Origin of the sequence: Acidovorax sp. HDW3, from assembly GCF_011303755.1 — a bacterium.
Classification (GTDB): Bacteria; Pseudomonadota; Gammaproteobacteria; order Burkholderiales; family Burkholderiaceae_C; genus Paenacidovorax.
Genome location: NZ_CP049885.1, coordinates 2,647,635 through 2,661,910 on the forward strand (window position 1 = coordinate 2,647,635; position 14,276 = coordinate 2,661,910).

At 61.8% G+C, this 14,276-nt stretch carries 21 protein-coding genes; all 21 read right to left on the bottom strand.

The annotated features are described in order from the left end of the window. Positions 1-81 precede the first annotated feature (81 nt). Entirely contained in the window at positions 82-1,077 is a 996-nt protein-coding gene (gene rpoA, locus G7045_RS12155; RefSeq protein ID WP_166159887.1) for a DNA-directed RNA polymerase subunit alpha, read from the bottom strand. A gap of 119 nt (positions 1,078-1,196) precedes the next feature. Further along, positions 1,197-1,820, bottom strand: a complete 624-nt coding sequence (rpsD, locus tag G7045_RS12160; protein WP_166159888.1) for a 30S ribosomal protein S4 — start codon at positions 1,818-1,820, stop codon at positions 1,197-1,199. 89 nt (positions 1,821-1,909) lie between these two features. Then, positions 1,910-2,314: a 30S ribosomal protein S11 gene (rpsK, locus tag G7045_RS12165; RefSeq protein WP_166159889.1), complete on the bottom strand. Its 405-nt coding sequence runs from the start codon at positions 2,312-2,314 to the stop codon at positions 1,910-1,912. 18 nt (positions 2,315-2,332) lie between these two features. After that, positions 2,333-2,698: a 30S ribosomal protein S13 gene (gene rpsM / locus G7045_RS12170; protein ID WP_166159890.1), complete on the bottom strand. Its 366-nt coding sequence runs from the start codon at positions 2,696-2,698 to the stop codon at positions 2,333-2,335. Positions 2,699-2,721: 23 nt separating this feature from the next. Continuing rightward, complete coding sequence (gene rpmJ / locus G7045_RS12175; RefSeq protein WP_003050535.1) at positions 2,722-2,835, bottom strand: 50S ribosomal protein L36; 114 nt, start codon at positions 2,833-2,835, stop codon at positions 2,722-2,724. A gap of 133 nt (positions 2,836-2,968) precedes the next feature. Beyond that, positions 2,969-4,288: a preprotein translocase subunit SecY gene (secY, locus tag G7045_RS12180; RefSeq protein WP_166159891.1), complete on the bottom strand. Its 1,320-nt coding sequence runs from the start codon at positions 4,286-4,288 to the stop codon at positions 2,969-2,971. Positions 4,289-4,306: 18 nt separating this feature from the next. Further along, positions 4,307-4,738, bottom strand: coding sequence for a 50S ribosomal protein L15 (gene rplO, locus G7045_RS12185; protein ID WP_166160454.1), 432 nt, complete (start codon positions 4,736-4,738; stop codon positions 4,307-4,309). Between the two features lie 11 nt (positions 4,739-4,749). Continuing rightward, positions 4,750-4,932: a 50S ribosomal protein L30 gene (rpmD, locus tag G7045_RS12190; protein ID WP_166159892.1), complete on the bottom strand. Its 183-nt coding sequence runs from the start codon at positions 4,930-4,932 to the stop codon at positions 4,750-4,752. 14 nt (positions 4,933-4,946) lie between these two features. Next, positions 4,947-5,465 (bottom strand): 30S ribosomal protein S5, encoded by a 519-nt coding sequence (gene rpsE / locus G7045_RS12195; RefSeq protein WP_166159893.1) that lies wholly within the window; start codon positions 5,463-5,465, stop codon positions 4,947-4,949. Positions 5,466-5,480: 15 nt separating this feature from the next. Next, positions 5,481-5,846 carry a 50S ribosomal protein L18 gene (rplR, locus tag G7045_RS12200; protein WP_166159894.1) on the bottom strand — a complete coding sequence of 122 codons (366 nt, stop codon included), beginning with the start codon at positions 5,844-5,846 and terminating at the stop codon, positions 5,481-5,483. An 11-nt stretch (positions 5,847-5,857) separates the two neighbouring features. Beyond that, positions 5,858-6,391: a 50S ribosomal protein L6 gene (rplF, locus tag G7045_RS12205; RefSeq protein WP_166159895.1), complete on the bottom strand. Its 534-nt coding sequence runs from the start codon at positions 6,389-6,391 to the stop codon at positions 5,858-5,860. Between the two features lie 27 nt (positions 6,392-6,418). Next, positions 6,419-6,814 (bottom strand): 30S ribosomal protein S8, encoded by a 396-nt coding sequence (rpsH, locus tag G7045_RS12210; RefSeq protein WP_166159896.1) that lies wholly within the window; start codon positions 6,812-6,814, stop codon positions 6,419-6,421. Between the two features lie 20 nt (positions 6,815-6,834). Next, the gene (rpsN, locus tag G7045_RS12215; protein WP_166159897.1) at positions 6,835-7,140 is read right to left on the bottom strand and encodes a 30S ribosomal protein S14; all 306 of its coding nucleotides are present in this window, start codon (positions 7,138-7,140) and stop codon (positions 6,835-6,837) included. An 8-nt stretch (positions 7,141-7,148) separates the two neighbouring features. Beyond that, entirely contained in the window at positions 7,149-7,688 is a 540-nt protein-coding gene (rplE, locus tag G7045_RS12220; protein WP_166159898.1) for a 50S ribosomal protein L5, read from the bottom strand. A gap of 10 nt (positions 7,689-7,698) precedes the next feature. Beyond that, a complete protein-coding gene (gene rplX / locus G7045_RS12225) occupies positions 7,699-8,019 on the bottom strand; it encodes a 50S ribosomal protein L24 (protein ID WP_166159899.1) in 321 nt (106 codons plus the stop codon). 11 nt (positions 8,020-8,030) lie between these two features. Next, a complete protein-coding gene (rplN, locus tag G7045_RS12230; RefSeq protein WP_166159900.1) occupies positions 8,031-8,399 on the bottom strand; it encodes a 50S ribosomal protein L14 in 369 nt (122 codons plus the stop codon). A 208-nt stretch (positions 8,400-8,607) separates the two neighbouring features. Next, entirely contained in the window at positions 8,608-10,206 is a 1,599-nt protein-coding gene (locus tag G7045_RS12235; protein ID WP_166159901.1) for a glycerol-3-phosphate dehydrogenase/oxidase, read from the bottom strand. Between the two features lie 128 nt (positions 10,207-10,334). Next, positions 10,335-12,068 (bottom strand): ABC transporter substrate-binding protein, encoded by a 1,734-nt coding sequence (locus tag G7045_RS12240; protein ID WP_166159902.1) that lies wholly within the window; start codon positions 12,066-12,068, stop codon positions 10,335-10,337. Positions 12,069-12,242: 174 nt separating this feature from the next. Continuing rightward, positions 12,243-12,551: a DUF2160 domain-containing protein gene (locus G7045_RS12245; protein ID WP_166159903.1), complete on the bottom strand. Its 309-nt coding sequence runs from the start codon at positions 12,549-12,551 to the stop codon at positions 12,243-12,245. A 12-nt stretch (positions 12,552-12,563) separates the two neighbouring features. Continuing rightward, positions 12,564-13,376 (bottom strand): carbohydrate ABC transporter permease, encoded by an 813-nt coding sequence (locus tag G7045_RS12250; protein WP_166159904.1) that lies wholly within the window; start codon positions 13,374-13,376, stop codon positions 12,564-12,566. After that, a complete protein-coding gene (locus tag G7045_RS12255) occupies positions 13,369-14,265 on the bottom strand; it encodes a carbohydrate ABC transporter permease (RefSeq protein WP_166159905.1) in 897 nt (298 codons plus the stop codon). Before G7045_RS12255 ends, G7045_RS12250 begins: the two co-directional genes overlap by 8 nt. Positions 14,266-14,276 lie beyond the last annotated feature (11 nt).

Consider the following 14,276-nt stretch of genomic DNA (forward strand, 5'->3'; position numbering starts at 1 on the left):
TTTACTGAATTAAAACGGGCAGCCGTATCAGGTACTGCCCGGTGCACATAAGCTCTCAAATCGAGAGCCGGGAATTATAGATCAACGCTTGTCCAGACCAGCGGGCGGCCAGTTTTCCAGCTTCATGCCCAGGGTCAGGCCACGCGAAGCCAGCACTTCCTTGATTTCGTTGAGCGACTTGCGACCCAGGTTCGGGGTCTTGAGCAGCTCGTTCTCGGTGCGCTGGATCAGATCGCCAATGTAGTAGATGTTCTCGGCCTTGAGGCAGTTGGCCGAGCGCACGGTGAGTTCGAGCTCGTCCACCGGGCGCAGCAAGATCGGATCGAACGTGGCATTGCTGCGCGCAGAAGTGGCACCAGCGAGCACGCCTTCGATTTCCGGGCCATCGAGCTGGGCGAAAACGGCCAGCTGCTCGACCAGAATCTTGGCCGAAGCGCGCACGGCTTCTTCCGCCGTGATGGCGCCGTTGGTCTCGATCTCGACGACCAGCTTGTCCAGGTCGGTGCGCTGCTCGACGCGGGCGCTCTCGACGGTGTAGCTGACGCGGCGAATCGGCGAGAACGAGGCATCGAGCACGATGCGGCCGATCGCCTTGGTCGGCTCGTCGCCATAGCGGCGCACGTTGCCCGGCACGTAGCCACGGCCCTTCTCGACCTTGATCTGCATATCCAGCTTGGCGCCTTGCGACAGGTGGGCAATGACGTGATCGGGGTTGATGATCTCGACGTCGTGCGGCGTTTGAATGTCGCGCGCCGTGACCACGCCTTCACCATCCTTGCGCAGGCTCAGGGTCACTTCATCACGGTTGTGCAGCTTGAACACCACACCCTTCAAGTTCAGCAGAATGTTGACCACATCCTCCTGCACACCGTCGATGGAGGAGTACTCGTGCAGCACCCCGGCGATGGTGACTTCCGTTGCTGCGTAACCCACCATGGACGAGAGCAGAACGCGGCGCAGGGCATTGCCGAGCGTATGGCCGTAGCCACGCTCGAACGGCTCCAACTCGACCTTGGCGCGGTTATGGCCCAGTTGCTCGACCTGGATTGTCTTGGGTTTCAGCAGATTGGTTTGCATGCAGACTTCCTCTCAATACCCCCAGCTCGTTACGCCGGTAAGGCTGGTGAAGCGCCCCCAGCGCGATGCCTCGCGCTGGGGGAACGGGTTTTAACGCTGGTTCAAAAACAACGCAAAGATCAACGCGAGTACAGTTCGACGATCAGCGATTCGTTGATGTCGGCACCGAATTGGTCACGGTCAGGAACTTGCTTGAACGTGCCTTCAGCCTTGTCAGCCGACACTTCCACCCAAGCGGGGAAGCCCACTTGGCCGGCCAGCTGCAGCGCCTCGACGACACGGGCTTGCTTCTTGGACTTTTCACGCACAGCCACCACGTCGCCGGCCTTGACCATGTACGAGGGGATGTTCACCGACTGGCCGTTCACCACGATGGCCTTGTGCGACACCATCTGGCGTGCCTCGGCGCGGGTGGAGCCAAAGCCCATGCGGTACACGACGTTGTCCAGGCGCGATTCGAGCAGCGACAGCAGGTTGGCACCGGTGTTGCCCTTGCGGCGGTCGGCTTCAGCAAAGTAGCGGCGGAATTGCTTTTCCAGCACGCCGTACATGCGCTTGACTTTTTGCTTTTCGCGCAGCTGCAGACCGAAGTCGGAAGTACGCTGACCCGAGGTGCGGCCATGCTGGCCGGGCTTGGAGTCGAACTTGGCCTTGTCCGCGATCGAGCGACGGGCGCTCTTGAGGAACAGGTCAGTGCCTTCGCGGCGGGAGAGTTTGGCCTTGGGGCCGAGGTAACGTGCCACTTGAATTTCCTTGTGTCATCTACCGCAAAACCATTGCGGGAGCCGCCGGGAGCCTTACAGCCCCAGGCGGCGGTGGGCTTATGGGAAGCTTAGATACGGCGACGCTTTTGCGGGCGGCAGCCGTTGTGGGGAACCGGCGTCACGTCGGAGATCGAGGTGATGCGGATGCCCAGCGCGCCCAGAGCGCGCACCGAAGATTCGCGACCCGGGCCGGGGCCCTTGATCTCGACATCCAGGTTCTTGATACCCTGTTCCATGGCGGCGCGGCCAGCCACTTCGGAAGCCACCTGGGCTGCGAAGGGAGTGGACTTGCGCGAGCCCTTGAAACCCTGGCCACCCGACGAAGCCCACGAGAGGGCGTTGCCTTGGCGGTCAGTGATGGTGATGATGGTGTTGTTGAACGAAGCGTGCACGTGGGCGATGCCGTCGGCGATGTTCTTGCGAACCTTCTTGCGCACGCGCGCTGCTGCGTTATTGGCAGGAGACTTGGCCATGGTGATCCTTCAATCTCTTTACTTCTTCAGAGCCGCTGCGCCTTTGCGCGGACCCTTGCGGGTGCGGGCGTTGGTGCGGGTGCGCTGACCGCGCATGGGCAGGCCACGGCGGTGACGGAAACCACGATAGCAACCGATGTCCATCAAACGCTTGATGTTCATCGTGGTTTCGCGGCGCAGGTCGCCCTCCAGGGTCATGGGGTTGAGCTGGTCGCGGATCTTTTCCAGATCAGCGTCCGTCAAATCCTTGACTTTCTTGGAATAGTCGATACCGCAAGCGTCACAAATCTTGCGCGCCGTGGTGCGGCCGATGCCATAAATGGCGGTCAGACCGATTTCAGCGTGCTTGTGCGGCGGGATGTTGATACCAGCAATACGTGCCATATGCGTCCTCTATGCTTTCCTAATCAACCTTGGCGCTGCTTATGGCGCTGGTCCGTGCAGATCACGCGCACCACACCCTTGCGGCGGATGATCTTGCAGTTGCGGCAGATTTTCTTGACCGAAGCCGAAACTCTCATTTGATTCTCCAAAAAACTTGTCCATCCGTTCGGGCCACCAGCCCGAAACCGGGGCCCTGCACCGCAGGGCACCCCTATACCTCATCCAACCCTGGCGCGCGGCGAACGCGAAAGGGCGCTATTGTGCACTATCTCAGCCGTTGAGGGTAGTCTTGAAGTTGGCCTTCTTGAGCAGCGACTCGTATTGCTGGCTCATCATGTAGTTCTGCACCTGGGCCATGAAGTCCATGGTGACAACCACAATGATCAGCAGCGAGGTGCCACCGAAGTAGAACGGCACGTTGTACTTCAAGATCAAAAACTCTGGCAGCAGGCAGACAAAGGTGATGTACACCGCGCCCACCAGCGTCAAACGCACCAAGATCTTGTCGATGTAGCGCGCCGTCTGCTCGCCCGGACGAATCCCCGGCACAAAGGCACCGCTTTTCTTCAGGTTGTCTGCTGTTTCGCGGCTGTTGAAAACCAAAGCCGTGTAAAAAAAGCAGAAGAAGACGATAGCGGTTGCGTACAGCAGCACGTAAATCGGTTGCCCCGGCGTCAGCGTGCTCGAAATATCGCGCAGCCAACGCATCGACTCACCCGCGCTGAACCAGTTCACCACCGTGGCCGGCAGCAAAATGATCGACGAGGCAAAGATCGGCGGAATCACGCCCGACATGTTGAGCTTGAGCGGCAAATGCGACGATTGACCACCGTAAACCTTGTTGCCCACCTGGCGGCGTGCGTAGTTCACGAGAATCTTGCGCTGCCCGCGCTCGACAAAGACGACAAAGTAGGTCACCAGGCCCACCACGGCAACGATGAAGATCGCAGCGATGATGCTCATGGCGCCGGTGCGAACCAGCTCCAGCAAGCCGCCGATGGAACTCGGCAAACCTGCGGCAATACCGCCAAAAATCAGGATCGAAATACCGTTACCCAAACCACGCTCGGTGATTTGCTCGCCCAGCCACATCAGGAACATCGTTCCTGCCGTGAGGCTGACCACCGCCGTCAGGCGAAAGCCAAAACCAGGAGCGAGCACCAGGCCAGCCGAGCTCTCCAGCGCCACGGCGATGCCGAGCGACTGGAAAATGGCCAGGCCCAGGGTGCCATAGCGGGTGTACTGGGTGATCTTGCGGCGGCCGGCTTCGCCTTCCTTCTTGAGCTGTTCAAAAGTCGGGATGACGTAGGTCATCAGCTGCATGATGATCGACGCCGAGATGTACGGCATGATCCCCAAGGCAAACACCGTGAAGCGCGAGAGCGCCCCACCCGAGAACATATTGAACAGATTGAGGATGCCGCCCTGCTGGCCATTGAACAGCTGCTGCAGTTGCGCCGGGTCGATGCCAGGAACGGGGATGTGAGCCCCGATGCGGTACACGACCAGCGCGAGCAACAGAAAAACCAGGCGGCGACGCAAATCGCCGAACTTGCCGGTTTTTGCAATCTGAGCTGCGCTAGTAGCCACGGATGTCCTCTTTCAGATTCAGGCCACGGCGCCGCCGGCAGCCTCGATGGCAGCCTTGGCACCCGCAGTAGCGACCACACCCGTGAGTTTCACGGACTTGGTCAGCTCACCGCACTTGATGACCTTCACCACCTTGGCCATAGCGGACACCAGGCCCGCCTGCTTCAAGGCAGCGACATCGACTTCGGCCAGGCCGAGCTGATCGAGCGCACGCAGAGTCACCTCGGCGTTGTACTTGAGCGACTGCGACTTGAAACCACGCTTGGGCAGACGGCGCTGCAGAGGCATTTGACCGCCTTCGAAGCCCACTTTGTGGTAGCCACCCGAACGCGACTTCTGACCCTTGTGGCCACGGCCTGCGGTCTTGCCCAGGCCGGAGCCAATGCCACGACCGACACGGCGCTTGGCGTGCTTGGCACCCGCTGCAGGCTTGATGCTATTGAGTTCCATCATCAACCCTTTCAGAGGACTTTGACCAGATAGCTGATCTTGTTGATCATGCCGCGCACTGCCGGGGTGTCCTGCAGTTCGCTGACGCTGCCCAGCTTGCGCAGGCCCAGGCCGCGCACCGTCGCGCGGTGCGACTCTTTGGTGCCGATCGGGCTACGAACCAGCTGGATCTTGACAGTTTGTTGTGTCGTCATTTAACGCACTCCAATCAGGCGAACAGGTCTTCGACCGACTTGCCACGCTTGGCTGCCACTTCCGCCGGGGTGGTGGAGTTGGTCAGGGCGTCGAAAGTGGCGCGAACCATGTTGTAGGGGTTGGACGAACCGTGGCTCTTGGCCACGATGTCGGTGATGCCCATCACTTCAAAGACGGCGCGCATCGGGCCGCCGGCGATGATGCCGGTACCCTTGGGGGCCGGAGCCATCTGCACGACAGCAGCACCGTGGTGACCGACGACGTTATGGAAAATCGTGCCGTTCTTGAGCGACACCTTGACCATGTTGCGACGGGCCTCTTCCATGGCCTTCTGCACAGCAGCAGGCACTTCCTTGGACTTGCCCTTGCCCATGCCAACGCGGCCATCACCGTCGCCGACCACGGTCAGTGCAGCGAAGCCGAGAATACGACCGCCCTTCACGACCTTGGTCACGCGGTTGACCGCGATCATTTTTTCGCGCAGACCGTCGTCACGACCTTCGTCTTGCACCTTGGGGGTAAATTTAGCCATTTTTATCCGCTCCGCTTAGAACTGCAGACCTGCTTCACGGGCTGCGTCGGCCAGGGCCTTGACGCGGCCGTGGTAGGCGAAACCTGCGCGGTCGAAAGCCACCTTCTCAACACCAGCAGCCTTGGCCTTTTCGGCAATGCGCTTGCCGATCAGGGCTGCAGCAGCGGCGTTGCCGCCCTTGCCAGCAGCGCCGATTTGGGTGCGCACTTCTGCTTCGGCGGTAGAAGCCGAGGCCAGCACCTTGGTGCCGCAGCCAGAGATGACGCTGGCGTAGATGTGCAGGTTGGTACGGTTCACCGACAGACGCGCCACGCCTTGCTGGGCAATGCGGATGCGGGTCTGACGGGCACGGCGCAGACGCTGCTCTTTTTTCGTCAACATATTGCAGCTCCTTACTTCTTCTTGGTCTCTTTGATCACGACCTTCTCATCCGAGTAACGGATGCCCTTGCCCTTGTAGGGCTCGGGAGGACGAACGGCACGGATCTCAGCGGCCAGCTGGCCCACCACTTGGCGGTCAGCACCCTTGACGACGATTTCGGTCGGCGTCGGGCAGGCAACGGTGATGCCGGCGGGCATCTCGAAGTTCACGGGGTGCGAGAAACCGATGGCCAGGTTGAGCTTGTTACCGGTGGCAGCGGCCTTGAAGCCCACGCCGATCAGGTTGAGCTTCTTCTCGAAGCCCTTGCTCACGCCCTGCACCATGTTGTTCACCAGCTGACGCTGGGTACCGCTCATGGCGTTGGCTTCACGCGAATCATTGGCGGGCTCAAACGAGAGCTTGCCTTCGTTGTTGGCGACCTTGACCAGCGCGTTCTGGGCGATGGACAGCGTGCCACCCGTACCCTTGACGCTGATTTTGTCGGCCGCAAGGGTCACTTCCACACCAGCGGGAACGACCACGGGGGATTTTGCTACGCGAGACATTTCAGTATTTCTCCTTCATGCCAGCGATTAAGCGACGTAGCACAGCACTTCGCCGCCGACGCCGGTGGCACGTGCCTTGCGATCGGTCATCACGCCCTTGGGGGTGGTGACGATGGCCACGCCCAGGCCGTTCATGACCTGGGGGATGGCGCCTGCGCCCTTGTACACGCGCAGGCCAGGACGGCTCACGCGCTCGATGCGCTCGATCACCGGACGACCGGCGTAGTACTTCAGGGTGATTTCGAGTTGGGACTTGCCGCCTTCGGCCTTCACTTGGAAGCCGTCGATGTAGCCCTCGTCCTTCAGCACCTGGGCAATCGCCACCTTCACCTTGGAGGCGGGGGCGCTCACCGTGGCCTTGGCGACCATTTGTGCGTTGCGGATGCGGGTCAGCAGGTCAGCGATAGGATCACTCATGCTCATGTTGTTCTCTCCTGCTCGACTTACCAGCTGGCCTTGGTCACGCCGGGGATTTCACCGGCGAAGGCCATTTCACGAATCTTGGCGCGACCCAGGCCAAACTGGCGGAAGGTGCCACGGGGACGACCCGTGATTTCGCAGCGGTTGCGCTGGCGCGTCGGATTGGCGTTACGGGGCAGCTTCTGCAGGCCCAGACGAGCGGCGTCGCGCTCTTCGTCGGAACGCTTGACGTCGCCGGCGATGGCCTTCAGTTCTGCATACTTGGCAGCGTACTTGGCGGCCAGTTTTTCGCGCTTGAGTTCGCGCTCGATCAAAGCTTTCTTAGCCATGCGCCACCTCAGTTCTTGAAGGGGAATTTGAACGCGGCGAGGAGAGCCTTGCACTCGTCGTCGGTCTTGGCGGTGGTGGTGATGCTGATATTCAGACCACGCAGAGCATCCACCTTGTCGTATTCGATTTCGGGGAAGATGATCTGTTCTTTGACGCCGATGTTGTAGTTGCCACGGCCATCAAATGCACGGCCGGAGATACCACGGAAGTCGCGCACGCGGGGCAGCGCAACCGTCACGAAGCGGTCCAGGAATTCGTACATTTGAACGCCACGCAGCGTCACCATGCAGCCGATGGCCTGGCCTTCGCGGATTTTGAAACCGGCGATGGCGCGCTTGGCCTTGGTGACGACAGGCTTCTGGCCTGCGATCTTGGTCAGATCGCCGACGGCGTTGTCGAGCACCTTCTTGTCAGCCACGGCCTCGCCCACACCCATGTTCAGGGTGATTTTGGTCAGGCGCGGGACTTCCATGCTGGATTGGTAGCCGAACTTTTCTTTGAGTTCAGCCGCGATTTTTTCGCGATAGAGTTTTTGCAGTCGTGCCATGTCTTACCCCTTAGGCCGCCTTGATTTCGGCGCCGTTGGACTTGAACACGCGAACGCGCGTGCCGTCGGCCTGCACCTTGATGCCCACGCGATCGGCCTTGCCAGTCGCTGCATTGAAGATCGCCACGTTGGACTGATGGATAGGCATGGCCTTTTCCACGATACCGCCGGTGGTGCCCTTCATGGGGTTGGGCTTGACGTGCTTCTTGACCAGGTTGATACCGTCGATCAGCAGATGTGCATCGTCTGCGCGCAGCGTGACGGTGCCACGCTTGCCCTTGTCACGGCCGGTCAGCACGATGACTTCGTCGCCTTTGCGAATCTTGTTCATGGTGCGTCCTTTTAGAGAACTTCAGGGGCCAGGGACACGATCTTCATGAACTTTTCGGTACGCAGTTCACGGGTCACGGGGCCAAAAATACGGGTGCCGATCGGCTCTTGCTTAGCATTGAGCAGCACAGCGGCGTTGCCATCGAACTTGACGAGCGAGCCATCGGCACGGCGAATGCCCTTGGCAGTACGCACCACGACCGCGCTGTAGATCTCGCCTTTTTTGACGCGACCACGCGGAGCGGCTTCTTTCACGCTCACCTTGATGATGTCACCAACGCTGGCATAACGGCGCTTCGAACCGCCGAGCACCTTGATGCACAGGACGGACTTGGCGCCGGTGTTGTCGGCAACCTCTAACCGAGATTCTGTTTGGATCATTTCAATATTCCCAACTTGCTCCAGCAGACCCAACAGCCCCAGAGAACTTCTCAAGGGCCGCGAGCAGCCAGTCAGTCTTGGGCCCGTCGTCCACGCTGCGAACCATTTCGCCGCGCTTCCACTGGGCAGAAAACCTCACGATATTTCACGCGAAGCCTTGCATTGTCGCTGCGCTTTACAACAAAGTCAAGCGCTATAACACACAACTTCAGTGTGGCAGCTGCTGGTATTGCTGCGCCAGCGCCACAAAAGCATCGAGCTGCGGCTCGCCGCCGAGCTCTTCTTGCAACAGCGCGGCCACGCGCGGCGCCAGGGTGGCGGCGCGGCGCGCGTCGAGAAACAGCAGGCGGCAGCGCCGCGCCAGCACGTCTTCGACCGTGCGCGCGTATTCGTAGCGCGCGGCAAAGCGCACCATGGCCTCGCTCAGGCCGTCGGCCAGCCAGGCATCGGCGCCTGGCAGCTGCTGCACGCTGGCGGCCTCGCTGCCATAAGAATGCAGGCCCTGGGCATCGCACAGGCGGTGGCGCACCACCTCGCGACGGGGGCTACCAACCAGAGGGAGCTGCTGCGTAACGCCCGCCTTGCGCGCTGGCAGCAGGCCGGCGTCAAAGCATTTTTGCAACACATCCTCGGCCATGGCGCGGTAGGTTGTCCACTTGCCGCCGGTGACGGTGACCAGGCCACTGGCGCTGGCGAGCACGGTGTGCTCACGGCTGATGGCCTTGGTGTTGCCGCCGTCGTCCTCGGGCGGCTTGACCAGGGGGCGCAGGCCCACCCAGATGCTGCGCACATCCGCCGCCTGGGGGGCGCGCTCCAGGTATTTGGCCGATTCGCTGAGGATGAAATCCACTTCCTCTTTGAACGCCTGCGGCTCGCGCGCCAGGTCCTGGCGCGGGCTGTCGGTGGTGCCCAGAATGAGCTTGCCCAGCCAGGGCACGGCAAACAGCACGCGGCCATCGGCCGTCTTGGGCACCAGCAGGGCGTGGTCAGAGGGCAAAAACTCCCGATCAACGACGATGTGCACGCCCTGGCTGGGCGCCACCATGGGGCGCACGTTTTTGCCCTGGGCCTGGCCGTCTTGCTGGCGCAGTTCATCGACCCACACGCCCGTGGCGTTGACCACGGCGCGCGCGCGCACCTGCAGGCGCTCGCCGCTTTCGGCGTCCTCGCACTCCAGGCCGACGACCTTGCCGTCCTCGTGCAGCAGGCCGCGCACCGGGCAGTAGTTGAGCAGCAGCGCGCCCTGGGCGGCGGCCGTGCGCGCCAGCGCCAGCGCCAGGCGGGCGTCGTCAAACTGGCCGTCCCAGTATTTGACGCCGCCCTTGAGGCCGGCACGGCGTGCCGTTGGCAGGCAATGCATGGTGCTGGCGGCGCCCAAAAATTCTGTTGCGCCCAGGCCGGCCTTGCCGGCAAGGGCGTCGTACATCTTCAGGCCGACGCCGTAGAACGGCGTCTCCCAGATTTTGTAAGAGGGCATGACGAAGGCCAGCGGCTGCGCCAGGTGCGGGGCGTTTTGCAGCAGCGTGGTGCGCTCGTGCAGCGCCTCGCGCACCAGGGCGACGTTGCCCTGCGCCAGGTAGCGCACGCCGCCGTGCACCAGCTTGGTGGCGCGCGACGAGGTGCCTTTGGCAAAGTCATGCGATTCGAGCAGCACCACCGAAAACCCCCGCGCCGCCGCATCCAGCGCCACGCCCAAGCCGGTTGCGCCGCCGCCCACCACGGCCAGATCGTAGGTGTGGGGCTGGCGCAGACGCTGCAGCAAAGCAGCACGGTCGGTACGGGAGGGCTGGGGGGCGGAAGAAGTCATGGTGTGCAATTGTCCGCCGAATGGCGGTATTTTCCCAGGGTTAACCCTAGGTTTTGGAAGTCAGTCGCCCGGTAACTGCCTGCCCCCACAGGGGCTGGCAGTTACCTGCCGTGGGGGCTGGATGCGGTTTAGCGCGCCTTACCGTTTTTCCAGGCCTGCAGGAGCTTGTCGTAGGCAATGGTCTCGCCCTTGGGCTTCTCGTTATCGAGCTTCTTCCAGGGCGCGTGCGTATCCGACAGCCACTTGGCCGGGTCTTCCTTCTTGTTGAGCTTGGGTGCGCAGTGCGCCATGCCGGCGCGCTCGAGGCGCGCCATGACGTTGTCCATCTCATTGGCCAGGTTGTCCATGGCGGCCTGCGGGGTCTTTTCGCCGGTCACCGCCTGGGCCACGTTTTTCCACCACAGCTGGGCCAGCTTGGGGTAGTCGGGCACGTTGGTGCCGGTGGGCGACCAAGCCACGCGCGCCGGGCTGCGGTAGAACTCGACCAGACCGCCGAGCTTGGGCGCCATGTCGGTCATGGCCTTGGACTGGATGTCGCTCTCGCGGATCGGCGTCAGGCCAACGACAGTCTTCTTGAGCGAAGTGGTCTTGGCGGTAACGAACTGGGCGTAAAGCCAGGCGGCGGCCGTGCGGTTGGCGTCGTGGTCCTTGAAGAACGTCCAGCTGCCCACGTCCTGGTAGCCGTTTTGCATTCCCTGCTTCCAGTACGGGCCGTTGGGGCCGGGGGCCATGCGCCACTTGGGCGTGCCGTCGGCGTTGACCACAGGCAGGCCGGGCTTGGTCATGTCGGCGGTAAACGCGGTGTACCAGAAGATTTGCTGCGCGATCTGGCCCTGGGCGGGCACGGGGCCGGCCTCGCCAAAGGTCATGCCCATGGCTTCCTTGGGCGCGTACTTCTTCATCCAATCGACGTACTTGGTGAGGGCGTAGACGGCCGCAGGCGAGTTGGTGGCGCCGCCACGCGCCACGCTGGCGCCCACGGGCGTGCATTTGTCGTCGGCGACGCGAATGCCCCACTCGTCGATCGGCAGGCCATTGGGCGTGCCAATGTCGGCCGTACCGGCCATGGACAGCCAAGCATCGGTGAAACGCCAGCCCAGGCTGGGGTCTTTTTTGCCGTAATCCATGTGGCCGTAGATGGGCTTGCCGTCGATGTTCTTTACATCATTGGTGAAGAACTCGGCGATGTCCTCATACGCGCTCCAGTTCAGCGGCACGCCCAGGTCGTAGCCGTACTTGGCCTTGAATTTTTCTTTCAGGTCCTTGCGCTCGAACAGGTCGGCGCGGAACCAATACAGGTTGGCGAACTGCTGGTCGGGCAGCTGGTAGAGCTTGCCATCGGGCCCGGTGGTGAATTTGGTGCCGATGTAGTCCTTGAGATCGATCCCGGGGTTGGTCCATTCCTTGCCCGCACCGCCCATGTAGTCCGAGAGGTTCAGGATCTTGCCGTAGCGGTAGTGGGTGCCGATCAGGTCGGAGTCTGAGATCCAGCCGTCGTAGATGCTCTTGCCCGACTGCATCGAGGTCTGCAGCTTCTCGACCACGTCGCCTTCCTGGATCAGATCGTGCTTGACCTGGATGCCAGTGATTTCCGCAAACGCCTTGGCCAGGGTTTTGGCCTCGTACTCGTGCGTGGTGATGGTCTCGGAGACGACGGCGATCTCCTTCACGCCCTTGGCCTGGAGCTTTTTGGCGGCGTCGATGAACCACTTCATCTCGGCCAGCTGCTGCTCCTTGTTCAGTGTGGACGGCTGGAACTCGCTGTCGATCCACTTCTTGGCCTCGGCCTCGCCCGCCCAGCTGGCCTGGCCCAAGGCCAGCGCGGCGGCGGCGAACGCAATCGCTTTCCATTGCATTTTCATTGTCAGTCTCCTCACGTCCCACTCCCCAATGGACAAAGGGCCGCCAACCTCGGGGGAGGGACGGGCGCGGCCCACTTCAAAAAAGAGAGCTGCTCGCGCTTGCTGCACAAGGGTTTGAGCATGTTTTATGCCTGAAAACCTTGCTGGACAAGCGCGAGCAGCTATCATTTTTCATCACCCTTTGCGCAGCAGCAGCGCCAGCACGGCCATGGAGGCCACGAAGCTGATCCACACCGAGGGCTCGGCCTGCAGGCTGAACCAGCCCTGCAGCTTCTCGCCCAGCCCCACCCAGATGAGGTTGATGTAGGCGGCGCTGAGCAGGCCGATGAAGAGCCGGTCGCCACGCGTGGTGGCAATCGGCAGCCAGCCCTTGCGCAGGCGCGTGGGGTATTTGATCTCGGCCAGCGTCATGGCCACCAGCATCAGCGCGATACAACTGAAAAACACGGCCACCGGGGTGGTCCAGGCCATCCACTCAAACATGTCGGCGCCTCCTTAAACGCGGCCCATCGCAAAGCCTTTTGCGATGTAGTGGCGCACAAACCAAATCACGATGGCACCGGGCACGATGGTCAGCACGCCGGCGGCGGCCAGCGTGGCCCAGTCCATGCCGCTGGCGCTGACGGTACGCGTCATGGTCGCCACGATGGGCTTGGCGTTGACGCTGGTGAGCGTGCGCGCGAGCAGCAGTTCCACCCACGAGAACATGAAGCAGAAGAACGCCGCCACGCCCACGCCCGCCTTGATGAGCGGCAGGAAGATGGTGAAGAAAAAGCGTGGGAAGCTGTAGCCGTCGATGTACGCCGTCTCGTCGATCTCGCGCGGAATGCCGCTCATGAAGCCTTCCAGAATCCACACCGCCAACGGCACGTTGAACAGCAGGTGCGCCAGCGCCACCGCCAGGTGCGTGTCCATCAGCCCCACGGTGGTGTAGAGCTGGAAGAACGGCAGCAGGAACACGGCGGGCGGCGTCATGCGGTTGGTCAGCAGCCAGAAAAATACGTGCTTGTCGCCCAGGAACTGGTAGCGCGAAAAGGCATAGGCCGCCGGCAACGCCACGGTGAGCGCAATCACCATGTTGATGGCCACGTAGATCAGGCTGTTGATGTAGCCCGAGTACCAGCTCTCGTCGGTGAAGATGGTTTTGTAGTTGGCCCAGGTGAAGTGCTGCGGCCACAGCGAGAAGCTCGACAGAATCTCCTCGTTGGTCTTGAAGCTCATGTTCACCATCCAGTAGATCGGCAGGATGGCAAACAGCAGGTAGGCAATCAGGAACAGCGTGCGTTTTTGAAAGCGGGCTTCAGTCATGGCCGGCGCCCTCCGGGGTGGCATTGCCCACGCGCTGCATCCAGTTGTAGAGGATGAAGCACAGCAGCAAGATGATGAGGAAGTAAATCAGCGAGAACGCCGCCGCCGGCCCCAGGTCGAACTGGCCCACGGCTTTTTGCGTCAGGTACTGGCTCAGGAACGTGGTGGCGTTGCCCGGCCCGCCGCCGGTGAGCACGAAGGGCTCGGTGTAGATCATGAAGCTGTCCATGAAGCGCAGCAGCACGGCAATCATCAGCACGCCGCGCATCTTGGGCAGCTGGATGTAGCGAAACACCGCCAGCTTGCTCGCGCCGTCGATGCGCGCCGCCTGGTAGTAGGCATCGGGAATCGAGCGCAGGCCGGCAAAGCACAAGAGCGCCACCAGCGGCGTCCAGTGCCACACGTCCATCGCCAGCACGGTCAGCCACGCCTGGGTGGCGTTGCCGGTGTAGCTGTAGTCCACGCCCATGGCGTTGAGCGCCGCGCCCAGCAGGCCGATGTCAGCGCGGCCATAAATCTGCCAGATGGTGCCGACCACGTTCCACGGAATCAGCAGCGACAGCGCCACCAGCACCAGCACGGCCGACGACTTCCAGCCCTGCGCCGGCATGGACAGCGCCAGCAAAATGCCCAGCGGAATCTCCACCAGCAGCACCGCCAGCGAGAAGGTGATCTGGCGCAGCAGCGCCGCGTGCAGCTCCTCGTCGCGCATCACGGCGGCAAACCATTCGGTGCCGACGAACACGCGCCGCTCGGGGCTGATGATGTCCTGCACCGAGTAGTTCACCACCGTCATCAAGGGCAGGATGGCGGAGAACGCCACGCACAAGAGCACGGGCAAAATCAAAAACCAGGCTTTCTGGTTCACAGGCTTGTTCGTCGTACTCATATCTGCCCCCA

Coding starts and splice junctions, on each gene's coding strand:
- rpoA (WP_166159887.1), bottom strand. CDS start 1,077: ATGCAAACCAATCTGCTGAAACCCAAGACAATCCAGGTCGAGCAACTG.
- rplF (WP_166159895.1), bottom strand. CDS start 6,391: ATGTCTCGCGTAGCAAAATCCCCCGTGGTCGTTCCCGCTGGTGTGGAA.
- G7045_RS12250 (WP_166159904.1), bottom strand. CDS start 13,376: ATGACTGAAGCCCGCTTTCAAAAACGCACGCTGTTCCTGATTGCCTAC.
- rplN (WP_166159900.1), bottom strand. CDS start 8,399: ATGATCCAAACAGAATCTCGGTTAGAGGTTGCCGACAACACCGGCGCC.
- rplO (WP_166160454.1), bottom strand. CDS start 4,738: ATGGAACTCAATAGCATCAAGCCTGCAGCGGGTGCCAAGCACGCCAAG.
- rplX (WP_166159899.1), bottom strand. CDS start 8,019: ATGAACAAGATTCGCAAAGGCGACGAAGTCATCGTGCTGACCGGCCGT.
- G7045_RS12235 (WP_166159901.1), bottom strand. CDS start 10,206: ATGACTTCTTCCGCCCCCCAGCCCTCCCGTACCGACCGTGCTGCTTTG.
- rplR (WP_166159894.1), bottom strand. CDS start 5,846: ATGTTGACGAAAAAAGAGCAGCGTCTGCGCCGTGCCCGTCAGACCCGC.
- G7045_RS12245 (WP_166159903.1), bottom strand. CDS start 12,551: ATGTTTGAGTGGATGGCCTGGACCACCCCGGTGGCCGTGTTTTTCAGT.
- rplE (WP_166159898.1), bottom strand. CDS start 7,688: ATGGCACGACTGCAAAAACTCTATCGCGAAAAAATCGCGGCTGAACTC.
- rpsE (WP_166159893.1), bottom strand. CDS start 5,465: ATGGCTAAATTTACCCCCAAGGTGCAAGACGAAGGTCGTGACGACGGT.
- rpmJ (WP_003050535.1), bottom strand. CDS start 2,835: ATGAGAGTTTCGGCTTCGGTCAAGAAAATCTGCCGCAACTGCAAGATC.
- rpsK (WP_166159889.1), bottom strand. CDS start 2,314: ATGGCCAAGTCTCCTGCCAATAACGCAGCAGCGCGCGTGCGCAAGAAG.
- rpsM (WP_166159890.1), bottom strand. CDS start 2,698: ATGGCACGTATTGCTGGTATCAACATCCCGCCGCACAAGCACGCTGAA.
- rpmD (WP_166159892.1), bottom strand. CDS start 4,932: ATGACGACACAACAAACTGTCAAGATCCAGCTGGTTCGTAGCCCGATC.
- G7045_RS12240 (WP_166159902.1), bottom strand. CDS start 12,068: ATGAAAATGCAATGGAAAGCGATTGCGTTCGCCGCCGCCGCGCTGGCC.
- rpsN (WP_166159897.1), bottom strand. CDS start 7,140: ATGGCTAAGAAAGCTTTGATCGAGCGCGAACTCAAGCGCGAAAAACTG.
- G7045_RS12255 (WP_166159905.1), bottom strand. CDS start 14,265: ATGAGTACGACGAACAAGCCTGTGAACCAGAAAGCCTGGTTTTTGATT.
- rpsH (WP_166159896.1), bottom strand. CDS start 6,814: ATGAGCATGAGTGATCCTATCGCTGACCTGCTGACCCGCATCCGCAAC.